This is a genomic window from Chitinophaga sp. (genome assembly GCF_039596135.1).
Classification (GTDB): domain Bacteria; phylum Bacteroidota; class Bacteroidia; order Chitinophagales; family Chitinophagaceae; genus Chitinophaga.
In genome coordinates this window covers 115,870-131,606 of sequence record NZ_JBCNKH010000004.1, presented here as the reverse complement: position 1 = coordinate 131,606, position 15,737 = coordinate 115,870, and the positions used below count along the sequence as shown (strand labels likewise).

The 15,737-nt window shown below is 47.1% G+C and carries 13 protein-coding genes; 11 read left to right on the top strand and 2 right to left on the bottom strand.

What is annotated here, in order from left to right:
* Positions 1 to 79: 79 nt before the first annotated feature.
* Positions 80 to 1,171: an Fmu (Sun) domain-containing protein gene (locus ABDW16_RS04855; protein WP_343668099.1), complete on the top strand. Its 1,092-nt coding sequence runs from the start codon at positions 80 to 82 to the stop codon at positions 1,169 to 1,171.
* Between the two features lie 169 nt (positions 1,172 to 1,340).
* Here ABDW16_RS04855 and mnmA read toward each other — a convergent pair whose 3' ends face one another.
* The gene (gene mnmA / locus ABDW16_RS04850; RefSeq protein WP_343668097.1) at positions 1,341 to 2,435 is read right to left on the bottom strand and encodes a tRNA 2-thiouridine(34) synthase MnmA; all 1,095 of its coding nucleotides are present in this window, start codon (positions 2,433 to 2,435) and stop codon (positions 1,341 to 1,343) included.
* 135 nt (positions 2,436 to 2,570) lie between these two features.
* Here mnmA and ABDW16_RS04845 point away from each other — a divergent pair, with 135 nt between their 5' ends.
* From ABDW16_RS04845 to ABDW16_RS04825, 5 genes are all read left to right on the top strand, one after another.
* On the top strand, positions 2,571 to 4,031 hold the full coding sequence (locus ABDW16_RS04845) for a tagaturonate reductase (RefSeq protein WP_343668095.1): 1,461 nt from the start codon (positions 2,571 to 2,573) through the stop codon (positions 4,029 to 4,031).
* Between the two features lie 8 nt (positions 4,032 to 4,039).
* Positions 4,040 to 5,434, top strand: coding sequence for a glucuronate isomerase (uxaC, locus tag ABDW16_RS04840; protein WP_343668093.1), 1,395 nt, complete (start codon positions 4,040 to 4,042; stop codon positions 5,432 to 5,434).
* A 13-nt stretch (positions 5,435 to 5,447) separates the two neighbouring features.
* Complete coding sequence (locus ABDW16_RS04835) at positions 5,448 to 6,446, top strand: sugar kinase (RefSeq protein ID WP_343668092.1); 999 nt, start codon at positions 5,448 to 5,450, stop codon at positions 6,444 to 6,446.
* A gap of 1 nt (position 6,447) precedes the next feature.
* Entirely contained in the window at positions 6,448 to 7,107 is a 660-nt protein-coding gene (eda, locus tag ABDW16_RS04830) for a bifunctional 4-hydroxy-2-oxoglutarate aldolase/2-dehydro-3-deoxy-phosphogluconate aldolase (protein WP_343668091.1), read from the top strand.
* A gap of 101 nt (positions 7,108 to 7,208) precedes the next feature.
* Positions 7,209 to 8,513, top strand: a complete 1,305-nt coding sequence (locus ABDW16_RS04825) for an MFS transporter (protein ID WP_343668090.1) — start codon at positions 7,209 to 7,211, stop codon at positions 8,511 to 8,513.
* Between the two features lie 50 nt (positions 8,514 to 8,563).
* Here the strand turns inward: ABDW16_RS04825 and ABDW16_RS04820 are convergent, their stop codons facing one another.
* Positions 8,564 to 10,210 carry an altronate dehydratase family protein gene (locus tag ABDW16_RS04820; protein ID WP_343668088.1) on the bottom strand — a complete coding sequence of 549 codons (1,647 nt, stop codon included), beginning with the start codon at positions 10,208 to 10,210 and terminating at the stop codon, positions 8,564 to 8,566.
* Positions 10,211 to 10,622: 412 nt separating this feature from the next.
* Here ABDW16_RS04820 and kduI point away from each other — a divergent pair, with 412 nt between their 5' ends.
* The 5 genes from kduI to ABDW16_RS04795 are packed head-to-tail and all read left to right on the top strand — an operon-like array spanning position 10,623 to position 15,736.
* Positions 10,623 to 11,459: a 5-dehydro-4-deoxy-D-glucuronate isomerase gene (gene kduI / locus ABDW16_RS04815; RefSeq protein ID WP_343668086.1), complete on the top strand. Its 837-nt coding sequence runs from the start codon at positions 10,623 to 10,625 to the stop codon at positions 11,457 to 11,459.
* Positions 11,460 to 11,480: 21 nt separating this feature from the next.
* Positions 11,481 to 12,245, top strand: coding sequence for an SDR family oxidoreductase (locus ABDW16_RS04810; protein WP_343668201.1), 765 nt, complete (start codon positions 11,481 to 11,483; stop codon positions 12,243 to 12,245).
* A 20-nt stretch (positions 12,246 to 12,265) separates the two neighbouring features.
* The gene (locus tag ABDW16_RS04805) at positions 12,266 to 13,315 is read left to right on the top strand and encodes a LacI family DNA-binding transcriptional regulator (RefSeq protein ID WP_343668084.1); all 1,050 of its coding nucleotides are present in this window, start codon (positions 12,266 to 12,268) and stop codon (positions 13,313 to 13,315) included.
* A gap of 25 nt (positions 13,316 to 13,340) precedes the next feature.
* A complete protein-coding gene (locus ABDW16_RS04800) occupies positions 13,341 to 14,489 on the top strand; it encodes a glucuronyl hydrolase (protein ID WP_343668083.1) in 1,149 nt (382 codons plus the stop codon).
* Positions 14,486 to 15,736 carry a DUF2264 domain-containing protein gene (locus ABDW16_RS04795; protein ID WP_343668082.1) on the top strand — a complete coding sequence of 417 codons (1,251 nt, stop codon included), beginning with the start codon at positions 14,486 to 14,488 and terminating at the stop codon, positions 15,734 to 15,736. Before ABDW16_RS04800 ends, ABDW16_RS04795 begins: the two co-directional genes overlap by 4 nt.
* Position 15,737 lies beyond the last annotated feature (1 nt).

Below are 15,737 nucleotides of genomic sequence, written 5' to 3'. Positions count from 1 at the left end.
ATTTTTAATAAACCTTTGGCTCAACGCTCAATGCTGCTTTTAAGGGCATTGAGCGTTTTGCTTTTTTACATAATGTGATATGACCCGATGGGAGAATTATTTAGCGGCTGCAGAAAAAGTAATAGCGGAATATGATGGCGGTTTGCCTTTGCATCATTTCCTGAAAGGTTTTTTTAAGCAGCACCCGTATATGGGAAGCCGGGATAGGCGGCATATTTCGCAGCTGGTGTATTCCTATTACCGGTTGGGGTACCTGTATAAAGAAGAAAAATCCGTGCAGGAACGTATCCTGTTAGGCAGCTATTTGTGCAAAGCAGAAGAAGCGGAGAATTTTGCAATAACCCCTCCTGAAGAAATACCATTGGATAGTATTTTCCCTTTTAAAAAATACTTATCAGATGAAATAGATCCCATTAGTTTTTCACAATCATTCCTCAGGCAACCCTACTTATTTATTCGTACCCGCAAAGGCAAGCAGGAAGCGATCAAAAAACTCCTGCAGCGTGCAGAAATCACTTTCGAAGAGTGGGGCCCAACCACACTCGCATTGCCCAATAGTACGAAGATCGATACCATCGTAACAGATAAGAGCTGGTACGAAATTCAGGATGCTTCTTCCCAGCAGGTAGGTAATTTGTTCAATCCTAAACCAGGAGAACAGTGGTGGGATAGTTGTGCTGCCAGCGGGGGAAAATCTATCTTGCTATTGGACAAGGAACCAAAGGTAAAACTCCTTGTCAGTGATGTTCGTCCATCTATCATCTCTAATCTGCACATGCGTTTTAAGGAAGCAGGCATCAGGGACTACACCAGTATGGTCATGGACCTGACTGCGCCTATTGCCCTTGAGCGTCGCTTTGATAATATCATTTTAGATGCACCCTGCTCTGGCGCTGGTACCTGGGGCCGTACGCCGGAAAACCTCTCTTTCTTCAAAGAAGAGCAGATCAAAGAATACCAATATTTACAGCAAACCATTGCCGGCAATGTAGTAAAGCTATTGAAGCCAGGTGGGTCCTTAATTTATATTACCTGCTCCGTATTTCGTGGGGAAAATGAAGACGTAGTCGCTCATTTAGAGAATACAACCAGCTTAAAAAAGCAGGAGGGAGGCATAATCCCCGGCTACGAAAAAGGTGCAGACAGTATGTTCGCAGTAAGAATGGCCTAAGGCTAAAAGACATCCCAATGGCGCCGTTCCAAGAAAAACAATAGCGCCATCCAAAATCCCGTCCCAATGGCGCCAGCCAAAAAAAGAAAAATTCTTCCTTGCTGCCGCAGGCCAACTTCGCTTAAATAAAAAAGGGTTTTGCCACCAGGCAAAACCCTTTTTTAAAAAATTATATACTCCTCTGTATAATCCCTCCTGCAATCACATCATCCCCCTCATAAAACACCGCCGACTGCCCCGGCGCTATCCCCTTCACATTCCCATAAAAATTCACCTTCACCTTCCCCTCCACATTATACAAATTACTCAACGCCCCTTTATCCTTATACCTAATCTTAGTAATCGCCTCCATCCCCTCGGGAATATGATCGTATTTAATAAAATTAATCCCCGCTACCGTCGTCTCCGTCCTATTCAACTCCTCCTCATCCCCCAACACAACCGTATTAGTTTCAGGTATAATCTCCGTCACATAAATCGGCCTTCCCAGCGCAATATCCAAACCCTTCCGCTGTCCAATCGTATAAAAAGGATACCCCTTATGATGCCCCACAATCGTCCCATCACTCAACACAAAATTCCCCCCATTCACCTGCTCTTCCAATCCCTCCACTCTCCGCTTCAAAAACCCCCGATAATCATTATCCGGTACAAAACAAATCTCATAACTCTCCGCCTTCTTCGCCAGCTCAGGATACCCAAAATCCTCCGCCATCTTCCGAATCTCCGTCTTCCTGTATCTGCCTAAAGGCAAAATAGTACGTGCCAACACATCCTGCTCCAACCCCCACAGCACATAACTCTGGTCCTTCAGCTCATCCAGCCCCTTACTCAACACCCACCGGCTATTCTCTTCACGAATCTGTGCATAATGCCCCGTAGCAATAAAAGCGCAATCCATCGCATCCGCCCGTTTCATAAGCGCCCGCCATTTAATATGCGTATTGCACAGCACGCACGGATTTGGTGTGCGCCCAGCCATATATTCCTCGACGAAGTTGTTAATTACGAAGTCGCCAAATTCTTCCCGGATGTCCAGGACGAAATGGGGGAAGCCGTGATGTACAGCCGCAGCCCGTGCGTCATTAAAAGAATCCAGGTTACAACACCCGGTTTCTTTCTTACTGGAGCCGGCAGAAGCGTAATCCCAGGTCTTCATGGTGATCCCCACCACTTCATAACCCTGCTCGTGCAGCATCAGCGCGGTCACAGTACTATCAATACCGCCGCTCATTGCTACCAGCACTTTGCCATGTCTGCTCATTTTTGTTAATTTAAGAATGCAAAATTACAGAAAAAGAGGGGGACCTGATAGATCGAATTTTTTCGATTTGTAAATTACCTGTCTCAGTTATGTAAAAAAATTAAAACAAATTCCCGGATTTAGCTAAATTTAAACATGTTACCAACATTAAATAAAGCATATCTGCTGCAACACCCCGAGCTGGGTGTCACCGAACGCTACTTTACCTTCCCGGAGAAAATCCTCCAGTTCGGTACCGGCGTACTGCTGCGTGGCCTTGTCGACTACCTTGTTGACAAAGCCAACAAAGCCGGTCAGTTCGAAGGAAGAATCGTAGTCGTAAAATCCACGGATGGAGAAACTACCGAATTTACCTCCCAGGACAATCTCTTCACTACCCACATCAAGGGCGTAGCCCAGGGGGAATTGGTGGATCAACAGCTAATAAACGCTTCTATTAGTCGCGTTTTGCAATCGAATGCAGAGTGGAGCGAAGTGCTCAAAACCGTCCACCAGCCTGCATTACAGATCATTATCTCCAATACCACCGAAGTAGGCATTCAGTACGTTCCTGAAAAGATTGAAGGCGTTGTCCCCGTATCCTATCCTGGCAAGTTACTCGCCGTACTCTGGGAACGCTACCGCTGTTTCAAAGGTGCCTCCCATACCGGTTTTGTTATCGTACCTACCGAACTCGTGGTGAACAATGGAAACTTATTAAAAGAAACCGTCCTGAAACTGGCTGCTTACAACGACATGCCGGCTGAATTCCAGACCTGGATCTCACAGGATAACACATTCTGCAACTCCCTGGTAGACAGAATCGTTCCTGGCAAACCAAAGGAACTGCCACCTGCCGGGTACACCGATCAGCTCTGGATCAATGCAGAACCTTTCCTGCTCTGGGCCATTGAAGGCGATGAGCAAATCAGCAAGGTCCTGAACTTCCACAAGACCGATGCCCGCATGCTCATTACCCCGGATATCACGCCTTACCGGGAACAGAAGCTGCGCATCCTCAATGGTAGTCACACAGCATCTGTGCCGCTAGGTTACCTGAGAGGCCTGAATACCGTATATGAATGTATGGAAGACCCTTACATGCGTGCATTCTTTAGAACTGTAGTCATCGACGAGATTCTGCCTACTATTAAGGACACATGCCCGCAGGCACCCTCATTTGCAGAAGATGTACTGGACAGGTTTGCCAATCCATCCATTGCACATAAGCTCCTGAGCATTACCTTCCAGGAGAGCAGCAAGATGAATGCCCGCAATGTGCGCACCTTTGTAAGGTATTATGAACAGCAAGGCAAAGTTCCCCCCGCCATGTGCCAGGGCTTTGCCGCCATGATCCTGTTCCTGCGCCCTGTGAAAAATGAAAATGGCCAGTACTTTGGCGCAAGAGGTACAGAATTATACCCTATTACCGATGACCGCGCCGCCATCTTTGCCGGCTATTGGGAACAGTATAGGGATATACCACAACTGGTAAAAGCCATCAGTGCCGATACCACATTATGGGAAGCTGACCTGTCAGCATTGTCCGGGTTCACAGCAACTGTGGCAGGGCATTTACAGGAAATGTTGGAGAATCAAGCAGCGTTAATTAAGTAATTCAAGTTATGAAGGCTTTTATGGATGCTGATTTCCTGTTGAAAACGGAAACAGCTAAGCGGTTATTCCACGATTATGCAAAAGAGATGCCTATCATCGATTATCATAATCACTTACCACCCGATGAAATAGCAAATAACCGGCAGTTTGAAAACCTGACAGCCATCTGGCTGAAAGGCGATCATTACAAATGGAGAGCCATGCGCGCCAATGGCGTGGCAGAGCAATTCGTGACCGGCGATGCAGATGACCTGACCAAATTCAGACATTGGGCAGCAACAGTACCCTATACCATGCGCAATCCTTTGTACCACTGGACGCATATGGAGCTACAAAACCCGTTTGGCGTAAAGCAGTTACTGGATGCCTCCAATGCTGACTGGGTGTACAACCACTGCAATGAACAATTGCCGCACTGGCGTACGCAGACCCTGCTCAAACATTTTAAAGTAACGACCCTCTGCACCACCGATGATCCCTGCGATAACCTGGAACATCATGCAGCTATCAGGCAATCTGGTTTCGATATCCGCGTATTGCCTACTTTCCGCCCCGATAAGGCGATAGCAGTTGAAGATACGCAAGCATTCAATGCATATGCAGATAAGCTGGGAATGGTGGCTAATATGCCCACAGGCAGCTATCAACAGTTTATGGAGGCATTGCGCAGCAGGCATGATTATTTTCATGAAGCCGGCGGGCGCTTGTCTGATCATGGTATCAGTACCTTCTACAGCGCAGCATTTACCGCCACTGGTCTTGAAACTATCTACGCCAAACTGCGGGCTGGCAAAGAAATCACCACAGAAGAAGCCCTGCAGTTCAAAACCGGTACCCTTCATTTAATCTGTGAATGGAATCATGAAAAAGGTTGGGTGCAGCAATTTCACGTAGGCGCTATCCGTAACAACAACAGCCGTCTCTTACAGCAAATTGGGGCAGATGCAGGTGTGGATTCCATCGGCGACTGGCAGGTAGCGATCGCAATGTCTGGTTTCCTGGATGGCCTTGATAAGAAAAATAAATTGGCTAAAACCGTCGTATACAACCTGAACCCTTCTTATAATGAAGTGTTTGCTACCATGGCCGGCAACTTCCAGGATGGCACTGTGCCCGGAAAAATGCAATTTGGCTCCGGCTGGTGGTTCCTGGATCAGAAAGATGGTATGGAAAAACAAATGAACACCCTGAGCAATATGGGCCTGCTGAGTCGTTTCGTAGGTATGCTTACGGATTCAAGAAGTTTCCTCTCCTGGTCACGACATGAATATTTTCGCCGTATTTTGTGCAACCTTCTGGGCGATGATGTGGAAAATGGAGAGTTGCCCGGCGATATCAACTGGTTAGGAAAAATGGTGCAGGATATTTGTTATAACAATGCCAGGACGTATTTTGGATTTTAGTTAACCGAACAATATGAAACCAGTTAAAGTCATTTCCTTTGGAGAAATATTGCTCCGCCTGTCACCACAATGGGAACAGCACAACACTGCTCTTTATGTGGGCGGTGCGGAAGCCAATGTAGCAGCAGCCCTGGCCAAATGGGGCACACCTGTAGCATATATCAGCTGTATGCCAGACAATGGTATTGCACACGAAGTAGAACAACAATTGCAATCATTAGGTGTCACCACCGATCGTATGTTAAGAGGTGGGGATCGCATTGGTATCTATTACCTGGAACAGGGCAAGGACCTGAAAAATGCAGGCGTCGTATATGACCGTAAATATTCTTCCTTCAGCCAGTTACAGCCGGGAACGGTAGATTGGGATAGCCTCTTGGGCGATGCAGAATGGTTCCACTGGAGTGCCCTCACACCGGCACTGAATGAAGATACGGCCATCATCTGCAAAGAAGTACTGGAAGCAGCTACCCGCAAAGGATTGTTCATCTCCACAGATCTCAACTATCGCAGCAGGCTATGGCAATATGGTAAACAACCCTTTGCTGTAATGCCTGAACTGGTGGCACATTGCGACCTGGTAATGGGCAATATCTGGGCGGCACATACCATGCTGGATACAAACCTGGATACCGTAGCGCTCGAAGCCAACACCAGGGAAGCATACCTGCAACAGGCCCATGCAGTCGCCATGGAAATTACAGAGAAGTTTCCCCGTTGCAGGCAGGTGGCATTTACCTACCGTTTCTCACATGCCCCTACCCATAATCTTTACTACGCTACCTGGTATGAGAATGGTACGCTGAGTGTATCCAAACAATATGAAACCAACGCAGTGGTAGACAGGGTCGGTAGTGGAGATAGTTTTATGGCAGGGTTGATTCATGCCCGCCTGAGTGGTATGGGTGCACAGGAAACCATTTCATTTGCAGCAGCTGCAGCATGGTCAAAACTCTTCCTGAAAGGAGATTTCAATTTAACAGACAAAGCAGATATCCTAAAACTGATTTAATATGGCAATAGCCGCATCTACCATCGTCTCAGCTTTCGAGAAAAGCAAAATCATCCCGGTTTTTTATCATGATGATGAAGAAGTTTGTTGCCAGGTCATGGCCGCCTGTTATGCCGCTGGCATCAGGGTGTTCGAGTTCACCAACAGGGGAGCGCATGCCCGTCGCAACTTTGCCACCATGCGCGACAGGAAGCTGGTAGATATGCCTGATCTGTACCTGGGCATTGGTACTATCAAGAATGCAGAAGATGCAAAGACATTTGCCGGCGCCGGCGCTGATTTTATTATCAGTCCCATTACTGATGTCAGTATTGCAGATGCCTGCAAGGCGGAAGATATTGTATGGGTGCCGGGTTGTATGACACCTTCCGAAATAGCTACCGCAGAAAAAACAGGGGCGCGTTTTGTAAAGCTGTTTCCAGGTAGCCTGCTGGGCCCTGATTATGTTACCACCATCAAGCCTCTTTTCCCTGACATGAAGTTTATGCCAACAGGTGGTGTAGCACCTACCAAAGAAAGTATACAAACCTGGCTGAATGCAGGCGTGGTATGTGTAGGCATGGGTTCAAACTTATTGAACAAAGACCTGATCGCGAAAAAGGATTGGGACGGACTGAAAGCCCAGTTGTCCAAAGTAGTCGACATCGTAAAAAGCCTGTAACCAGGCATCGGCTAAATTACCGTCAATTTTGTGCAAACGTTTGCATTATTCGCGCCGGTTTTGTATCTTAAGTCCACTTTATAAATTCCAAAATAACAGGCATGGATTCCACAACAATAGGTAGGTATCGCTGGCGCATTTGTGCGTTATTGTTTTTTGCTACCACTATCAACTATATAGACCGTCAGGTGATTGGTCTGCTCAAGCCCACATTATCTGCGTCTTTTAACTGGACTGAAACTGACTTTGCCCATATCATGACCGCCTTTTCTGCTGCCTATGCTGTAGGATTGTTGTTCTTTGGCCGCCTGGTAGATAAGATTGGAACAAAGATGGGGTACATTCTTTCCATTGTAGTATGGAGTATAGCTGCCATCTTACACGCACTGGCCAAAACAACGCTGGGCTTCGGCTTTGCAAGGGTTTTCCTGGGATTGGGAGAATCCGGCAACTTCCCCGTAGCCATCAAAACAGTGGCAGAGTGGTTCCCTAAAAAAGAAAGGGCGCTGGCTACTGGTATCTTCAATTCGGGAGCCAATATCGGTGCGGTATTAGCACCCATAGTAGTACCCTGGTTAAATGGTAGGTATGGCTGGCAACAGGCATTTATATGGACAGGGGTGATTGGTTTTATATGGCTCATCTTCTGGGTGATTATGTATGAAATTCCTGCACGTCACAAACAACTCACGCAGGCAGAGTACGATTACATTCATAGCGACGATGCTGTAGAAGCACCCGTGAAAGATGTAGATCCTCATCCTAAAAGTGTATCCTGGGGTAAGCTGTTAAGAATACGTCAGACCTGGGCATTTGTATTCGGAAAGCTGCTCACAGACCCTATATGGTGGTTCTTCCTCTTCTGGTTACCTTCTTATTTTGCAGACACCTATCATCTTGATTTTACCAAGCCTAATCCGCAGCTGATGCTGATATATACCGCTACTACAATAGGTAGTATAGGCGGAGGTTATTTGTCTTCATGGCTGATAAAAAGTGGTTGGCCTGTATTCAAAGCGAGGAAGACATCCATGTTCATCTTCGCGGTAGCAGTTACACCGATTATTTTTATACAATATGCCACCAGTATATGGGTAGTAGTGGGCCTCATTGCACTCGCAGCCGCGGCACACCAGGCATGGTCTGCCAATATCTTTACAACAGCATCTGACATGTTCCCGAAGTATGCAGTGAGTTCTGTAGTTGGATTAGGAGGAATGGCGGGATCAGTAGGAGGGAGTTTCTTCCCCTTTATAGTAGGATATTTATTAGATCATTATAAACTAATGGGCAACATCACAGTGGGTTATAACATCCTCTTTGTTATATGTGGTTGTATCTACCTCGTAGCCTGGCTGATGATGCACATCTTCGCCCCCAAAATGGAACGGGTTACCTTCGAATAACACCCAAAACAAAAACGCTTTTGCCGAAGGCAAAAGCGTTTTTGTTTTATTTATAAACTAACTCCTCTCTTCCACGGTATAAAATCATCCTGGTGCAACAACTCTGCCTTCGTATGCACCTCCCCACTCGCTGCCTTTATCACATACTCTAATATCTCTTCACCCATCTCTTCGATACTCACCTCTCCACTAATAATTGTACCCGTATTAATATCAATAATATCCGGCATTCTCTGAGCCAGCTTTGTATTCGTTGCCAGTTTCACCACCGGCGCAATCGGGTTCCCTGTCGGCGTACCCAAGCCAGTCGTGAACAACACGATATTCGCACCCGACCCGACTTCTGCCGAGGTAGACTCCACATCATTCCCCGGTGTACACAGCAAGTTCAACCCCGGTTTCTTCACATACTCCGTATAATCCAGCACATCCCGCACCGGAGAAATTCCGCCTTTCTTCGCCGCACCTGCTGACTTGATCGCATCTGTAATCAAACCATCTTTAATATTCCCCGGAGAAGGGTTCATATAAAAACCAGAACCAACAGACTCTGCCTGGCTCTCATACGCACGCATAATACGAATGAACTTATCAGACACGTCTTTCTCTACACAACGGTTAATCAACTCCTGCTCCACTCCGCACAATTCCGGGAACTCAGACAGGATAGAAGTACCACCCAGTGCCACCAGCAAATCAGAAGTATGACCCACCGCCGGATTTGCAGAAATACCAGAGAACCCATCAGAACCACCGCACTCCAAACCAATCACCAGCTTGGAAAGCGGACTAGGCTTACGCTCTTCCTTATCCGCCTCAATCAGCGCCAGGAAAGTATCTTTAATAGCAGTAGACAGCATAGAGAATTCAGAAGCGCTCTTCTGCTGTTCATACACCAACACTGGTTTATTAAAATCTGGGTTCAGTTTCTTTAATGCTTCCTGCAGAATGGATACCTGCGCATGCTGACAACCCAGACTCAGTACAGTAGCCCCTGCTACATTCGGATGGTGAATGTAACCAGCCAGCAGTGCACACAGTGCATCAGAATCCTGCCTTGTACCACCACAACCACCTTCGTGCATCAAAAACTTGATACCATCTATATTGTTAAATACGGTATGACGTTTATTACTCAGTGTTACTGCCTCTGCCGTGTAAGTCCTGATCGCATTCAGATCTCCCTTCTTATATAAAGACACGAGATCCTGCACCTGCTCATTATATACTTCTGCCGGTGCAAACCCCAATCCTTTTTCAAAGGCAGTCTTGATTACACTCACATTACGGTTCTCGCAAAACACCATCGGAATTACCAGCCAGTAATTACGGGTACCTACCTGGCCATCATTACGGGGATATCCCATAAAGGTACGGTTCGCCCACTTACTCACATCAGGCTGTTTCCATTCTATGGTCCCTTCTTTTTCGTGGAAAGAGCTGGCATCGTGTTTTACATTTGTAATAGTAATCAGTTCTCCCCTGGCAATAGCGGCATTGGCTTTACCAACCAGTACACCATACATAGTGATAGGATCGCCTTCCTGAACATCAGCGATCATGAATTTATGTTTAGCGGGAACATCTTTTAATAAGGTTATAGTGGAACCATTGAACCCGATTTCCGTACCTTGTTGAAGGTCTTGTAAAGCAACAAGTACGTTGTCGCCGGGATGTATTTGCAGATACTTATTCATATAAGCTAAAGTATAAAATTCCCTTACCCCCTGTTAATACTAAAATCTTAATCATTGATGCGATTTTGACTTTAGAATGATGCTAAATCACTTGACAGGTTGGCTAAAACCTTTTAGCCAACCTGTGCCTCCCAAATCCTTGTCAGAAAAGGGAACCCAAAGATAGTCACTCCTCTGTTAATGCAAATATTTATAATGTGATATAACGCTGTTAACACCCCCCAAACACCCTGAATTAGGCTGATTGGCCAAAAAACAAGTGGTTGGTGCTAAAAAAGTATCAGTATGTAGGTTATGCAAACGTTTGCATTTTTGGCCATTAAGCACTATCTTTCCATTCAGTTATGAAAAGATGCACTGATACGCATCACCCTCTATTTATTATCATTTCTAAAAACTAATTGTCAGCCATATGACTGCCGAAACGAGATATGCCACCAGCCCATCCTCCGTGTTGCGCTGGACGACAGACGAAACCAGGACAGAACTGCTCATTGAAAAACTCTTCATTGCCGACGATGCAGTATTGGTCTATAGTCATTATGATCGCTTTATCACAGGTGGAATCATGCCTGTGAATAAAACTGTGAAACTGGAAGCTCCCGATCAGCTGAAAGCAACTTACTTCCTGGAACGCAGAGAACTGGGTATTATCAATGTAGGCGCTCCCGGCAAAGTTCAGATAGACGGAGAGATATTTGAAGTAGGCTTCAAAGAAGCATTATATATAGGCAGAGGTAAACAGGCAGTACTGTTCAGCAGCAACGACAGCGAACAGCCGGCTAAGTTTTATATCAACTCTACCCCGGCTCACCAAACCTATCCTACCCGCCTGGTCACTAAGAAGGAGGCAGAAATAGTTACCCTGGGTAGCCCCGAAACCGCCAATCACCGTACTATCAATAAACTGCTCGTGGCCTCCGTATTGCCTACCTGCCAGTTGCAGATGGGCATGACCGAGCTCAAAACAGGTAGTATCTGGAATACCATTCCTGCACATACGCACGACAGGCGTATGGAAGTATACTTCTATTTTGAAGTACCCGAGGGCCAATCCGTTTGTCACTTCTGGGGCCAGCCACAGGAAACCCGCCATATCTGGATGCAGAATGAACAGGCGGTGATATCACCACCCTGGTCTATTCACTCCGGCGCCGGTACCAGCAACTATACATTTATCTGGGGCATGGCCGGTGAAAACCTTGACTATGGAGACATGGATGTATGTGCAGTACCCGATTTACGTTAACCAGAAAAATAACTCATTATGATACTGCAATCATTTGATCTCACAGGCAAGGTGGCATTGGTAACCGGTGCCAAACGAGGCATTGGCAAAGGTATTGCCGTAGCACTGGCCGAAGCTGGGGCAGATATAATAGGTGTATCTGCCTCCCTGGAACCTACTGGTAGCGAAGTGGAAAAAGCAGTGCAGGCAGCAGGCAAAAAATTCTATGGCTACACCTGCGATATGGGGAACCGGGAATCGCTCTATACATTTATCAAAGAAGTCACCACCCGTTTTCCAGTTATTGATATATTGGTCAACAATGCAGGTACCATCCTCCGTGCACCGGCAGCCACGCATCCGGATGAATATTGGGACGAAGTACTGGGCATTAACCTCGATGCACCATTTATACTCACCCGCGAAATTGGTAAACAGATGCTTTCACGGGGCCGTGGAAAGATTATCTTTACAGCATCGCTGCTCACCTTCCAGGGAGGCATCAATGTGCCGGGATATGCTGCCAGCAAAGGCGCCGTAGGATCACTGGTGAAAGCATTTGCCAACGAATGGGCAGGAAAAGGGATACATGTCAATGCCATTGCCCCAGGGTACATCGCTACAGACAATACCGCCGCCCTCCGTGCAGATGAAGAACGCAGTACGGCTATCTTATCACGTATCCCCGCCGGCCGTTGGGGCACTCCTGAAGACTTTCAGGGACCCGCCGTATTCCTGGCCTCCGCGGCTTCGGACTATGTGCATGGTACCATCCTGACTGTAGATGGAGGTTGGATGGGGCGATAGTATTGGCTACATACTGATATATGAGTAAAAGAACAGAAAAAACGATCGTTGATATTGCGGAAGAACTGGGACTCTCCGTGTCTACTGTGTCCAGGGCATTGAATGACCACCCCAATATCAGCGCACGCACCAAAGAGAAAGTGAAGAAGATGGCACGCAAACTGGGCTACCGCCCAAATGCGATGGCTGCTGGTCTGCGCAACAACCGGAGTAAAACCATCGGTTTACTCGTGCCGCGTATCTCCATGTTCTTCCCTGCTACTATCAGTACCGTTGTACAAAACAAACTACAGGAACATGGTTATAATGTGATCATCTGTCAGTCCAACGATTCTTATGAACAGGAAGTCGCCCTGACCAATACCCTGTATTCAGCAAGAATAGATGCACTGGCGGTATCCACTACATTATATACCACCGATTTCTCTCACTTCGATATCTTCAAGGATAACAATATACCATTGGTATTCTTCGACAGGGTGCCAAAGGACTACGATGTCACCGTAGTAAAAGGCGACGATTACCTGGGTGGACTGACCGTGACCCGGCACCTGATCGAACAGGGTTGTAAAGATATTGTGCACATCTCCGGCCCGCTTACCTGCAGCTTGTATGTGGAAAGAGTAGCGGGGTTCAAACATGCCTTAAAGCAACACAAAATTCCTTTTAAGAAATCAAGGATTTTTTACCAGGAGTTAACCCGTGACAATGCATGGCAGGCATGCGAAAAGATCTTTGCACAAAGACCTTACCCGGACGGCATCTTTGCTGCCAACGATACAACTGCTATTACCATCCTGGAATATTGCAGGATGATCAATGTCAGGGTGCCGGAAGACCTGAAGATAGTCGGCTACTCCAACGACCCGAGAGCAGAGATTATCAACCCGGGCATCACATCAGTAGACCAGTTCCCCGCTATGATGGGAGAACGGGTAGCCGCAGCACTGCTGGATCTGATGCAACAACCCAGGCGAACCCCTCAGCGACATGCCGCTGAGATGGTACCTATTCAGTTAATCAAACGTGCTTCATCCGAAGTAAAAGCAACAAGGCGAAAAAAGAGTTAATAGTATAAAAGAAAGTTAGTCACGTATGAAAAGATTACTCTTCCTTTTGGGCAGCGTACTGCTCATAATTCCCGTAAGTGCCCAGGTACCGGCAGACAAAGCCCTGAATCTGGCTATTCAGCAATACAAACAAATGATGACCCACGTGCCGGATAGCCTGCTGCCCCGCACGACCGACAATAAAACAGGTAAACTGGTCACCGCCGGCACCGACTGGTGGACATCCGGATTTTACCCCGGTACACTGTGGTACCTTTATGAATATTCAAAAGATAAAACCATCCTCAAAGAAGCGCGCAAACGCACCACTGAGGTGGAAAAAGAGCAATATAACAAAACGACCCACGACCTTGGATTCATGATGTATTGCAGCTTTGGCAATGCATATCGCCTCACTAAAAATCCAAAAGATAAACAGGTCCTTATTACCAGTGCCCGTACCCTCACTACCCGTTTCAACCCGGTAGTAGGTTGCATCAAATCATGGGATCATGGTAAATGGAAATTCCCTGTCATCATCGACAATATGATGAACCTGGAACTGCTCACCTGGGCCACTAAAGAAACAGGTGATACCTCCTTTGCACACATCGCCCGCACACATGCAAACACCACCATGAAAAACCACTTCAGACCTGATTACAGCTCTTATCATGTAATCGGGTACGATCCCGAAACAGGTGCCGTCGTGGCAAAAAACACTGCACAGGGATTTGCAGACAGTTCTGCATGGGCACGTGGTCAGGCATGGGGCTTATATGGCTACACCATGATGTTCCGGGAAACAAAAGATAAAGCCTACCTGGAACAGGCTAAGCAAATTGCAAACTATATCATTCCTCACCTGCCGGCAGATAAAGTACCTTACTGGGATTTTGATGCACCAGGTATTCCAGATGCAAAACGTGATGCATCTGCAGGTGCCGTAATGGCCTCCGCATTGCTGGAACTGAGTCAGTATACAAAGAACCAGGCTTATTGGCAAACGGCAGTACAGATCTTACACACACTCTGCAGCGACGAATACCTGGCCAAAGCAGGCACCAACAATAACTTTATACTCAAACACAGCGTAGGCCACCTGCCCGCCAATTCAGAAGTAGACGTGCCACTGACCTATGCAGATTATTACTTTGTAGAAGCATTACTCCGTTATAAAAAATATAACAAATGAACAGGCGGCGTTTCATACAGGCAGTACCCTTAGCCGGATTGGCCACCGCCGTAAAAGCAAGTGATATGTTACCCTCATCCATTACAACCCCTACAGCAACCCTGAATGACAGGGAATACTGGTCCTCGCTGATGGTACGCATCGCCGAGCCCGTATTGTACAACCTGAGCAAAGGACAGTTAAAAAAGACAATGCCCTTGGAAGTGGCCCCTGCCTACAGCAAGCCGGTAGAAAAAGTCACTTACCTCGAGGCTTTTGGCCGTACTATGGCGGGTATCGCCCCCTGGCTGGAACTCGGTGCTGACAAAACAGAAGAAGGCAAAATTCGGGGCCGTATGATCAAATTGGCGCAGCTAGCTACCGCACAGGCTGTGAACCCTTCCGGCTCTGACTACATGAACTTCACCGGCAAGTACGATGGGCAGCCTTTGGTAGACGGAGCTTTCCTTGCCCATGGATTTATCCGTGCACCCAAACAGCTGTGGGAGCCCCTGTCAGACAAAGTCAAACACCAGGTGGTAGCCGCATTCAAAAGCCTGCGCAGCATTAAACCGGGTTATAATAACTGGTTGCTCTTCGCTGCCATGATAGAAACCGCCTTACTGCAATTCGGCGAAGACTGGGATCCCATGCGGGTGGACTTTGCCATAAAGAAACACCAGGAGTGGTACAAAGGAGATGGCATGTATGGCGATGGCGCTGACTTTCACTTTGACTATTACAATGGCTTTGTGATACAGCCCATGCTGGTCGATATATTAAAAGTACTGGTCGCCAAAGGCAAAGCCGGTAAATCAGAATACGACCAGGCACTGCAGCGCATGCAGCGCTATGCAGTAATCCAGGAAAGACTGATCTCTCCCGAAGGTACATTTCCTGTAGTAGGTCGTTCTATGGCTTATAGAAATGCAGGTTTCCAGCCCCTTGTACAACTGGCACTATACGATCAGCTGCCGGCCAGTCTCACACCTGCACAGGTGCGGTGTGCATTGACAGCGGTTAAGAAGCGCATTTTCGAAGCGCCGGATACCTTTGATCAAAAGGGCTGGATGCAACTGGGCTTTTGTGGCCATCAGCCGGAAATAGCAGATGTGTATACCTCTACAGGTAGTTCCTACCTGTGTACGGTAGCATTTCTCGCATTAGGGTTGCCTCCGGAACACACTTTCTGGACCGGGGCCCCGGAAGAATGGACAGCGCAAAAAGCCTGGAAAGGGAAGCCGGTCATGAAGGACCATGCCTTATAAT

Coding starts and splice junctions, on each gene's coding strand:
- uxaC (WP_343668093.1), top strand. CDS start 4,040: ATGAAGGCTTTTATGGATGCTGATTTCCTGTTGAAAACGGAAACAGCT.
- ABDW16_RS04795 (WP_343668082.1), top strand. CDS start 14,486: ATGAACAGGCGGCGTTTCATACAGGCAGTACCCTTAGCCGGATTGGCC.
- ABDW16_RS04820 (WP_343668088.1), bottom strand. CDS start 10,210: ATGAATAAGTATCTGCAAATACATCCCGGCGACAACGTACTTGTTGCT.
- mnmA (WP_343668097.1), bottom strand. CDS start 2,435: ATGAGCAGACATGGCAAAGTGCTGGTAGCAATGAGCGGCGGTATTGAT.
- eda (WP_343668091.1), top strand. CDS start 6,448: ATGGCAATAGCCGCATCTACCATCGTCTCAGCTTTCGAGAAAAGCAAA.
- ABDW16_RS04855 (WP_343668099.1), top strand. CDS start 80: ATGACCCGATGGGAGAATTATTTAGCGGCTGCAGAAAAAGTAATAGCG.
- ABDW16_RS04805 (WP_343668084.1), top strand. CDS start 12,266: ATGAGTAAAAGAACAGAAAAAACGATCGTTGATATTGCGGAAGAACTG.
- ABDW16_RS04835 (WP_343668092.1), top strand. CDS start 5,448: ATGAAACCAGTTAAAGTCATTTCCTTTGGAGAAATATTGCTCCGCCTG.
- ABDW16_RS04845 (WP_343668095.1), top strand. CDS start 2,571: ATGTTACCAACATTAAATAAAGCATATCTGCTGCAACACCCCGAGCTG.
- kduI (WP_343668086.1), top strand. CDS start 10,623: ATGACTGCCGAAACGAGATATGCCACCAGCCCATCCTCCGTGTTGCGC.
- ABDW16_RS04825 (WP_343668090.1), top strand. CDS start 7,209: ATGGATTCCACAACAATAGGTAGGTATCGCTGGCGCATTTGTGCGTTA.
- ABDW16_RS04800 (WP_343668083.1), top strand. CDS start 13,341: ATGAAAAGATTACTCTTCCTTTTGGGCAGCGTACTGCTCATAATTCCC.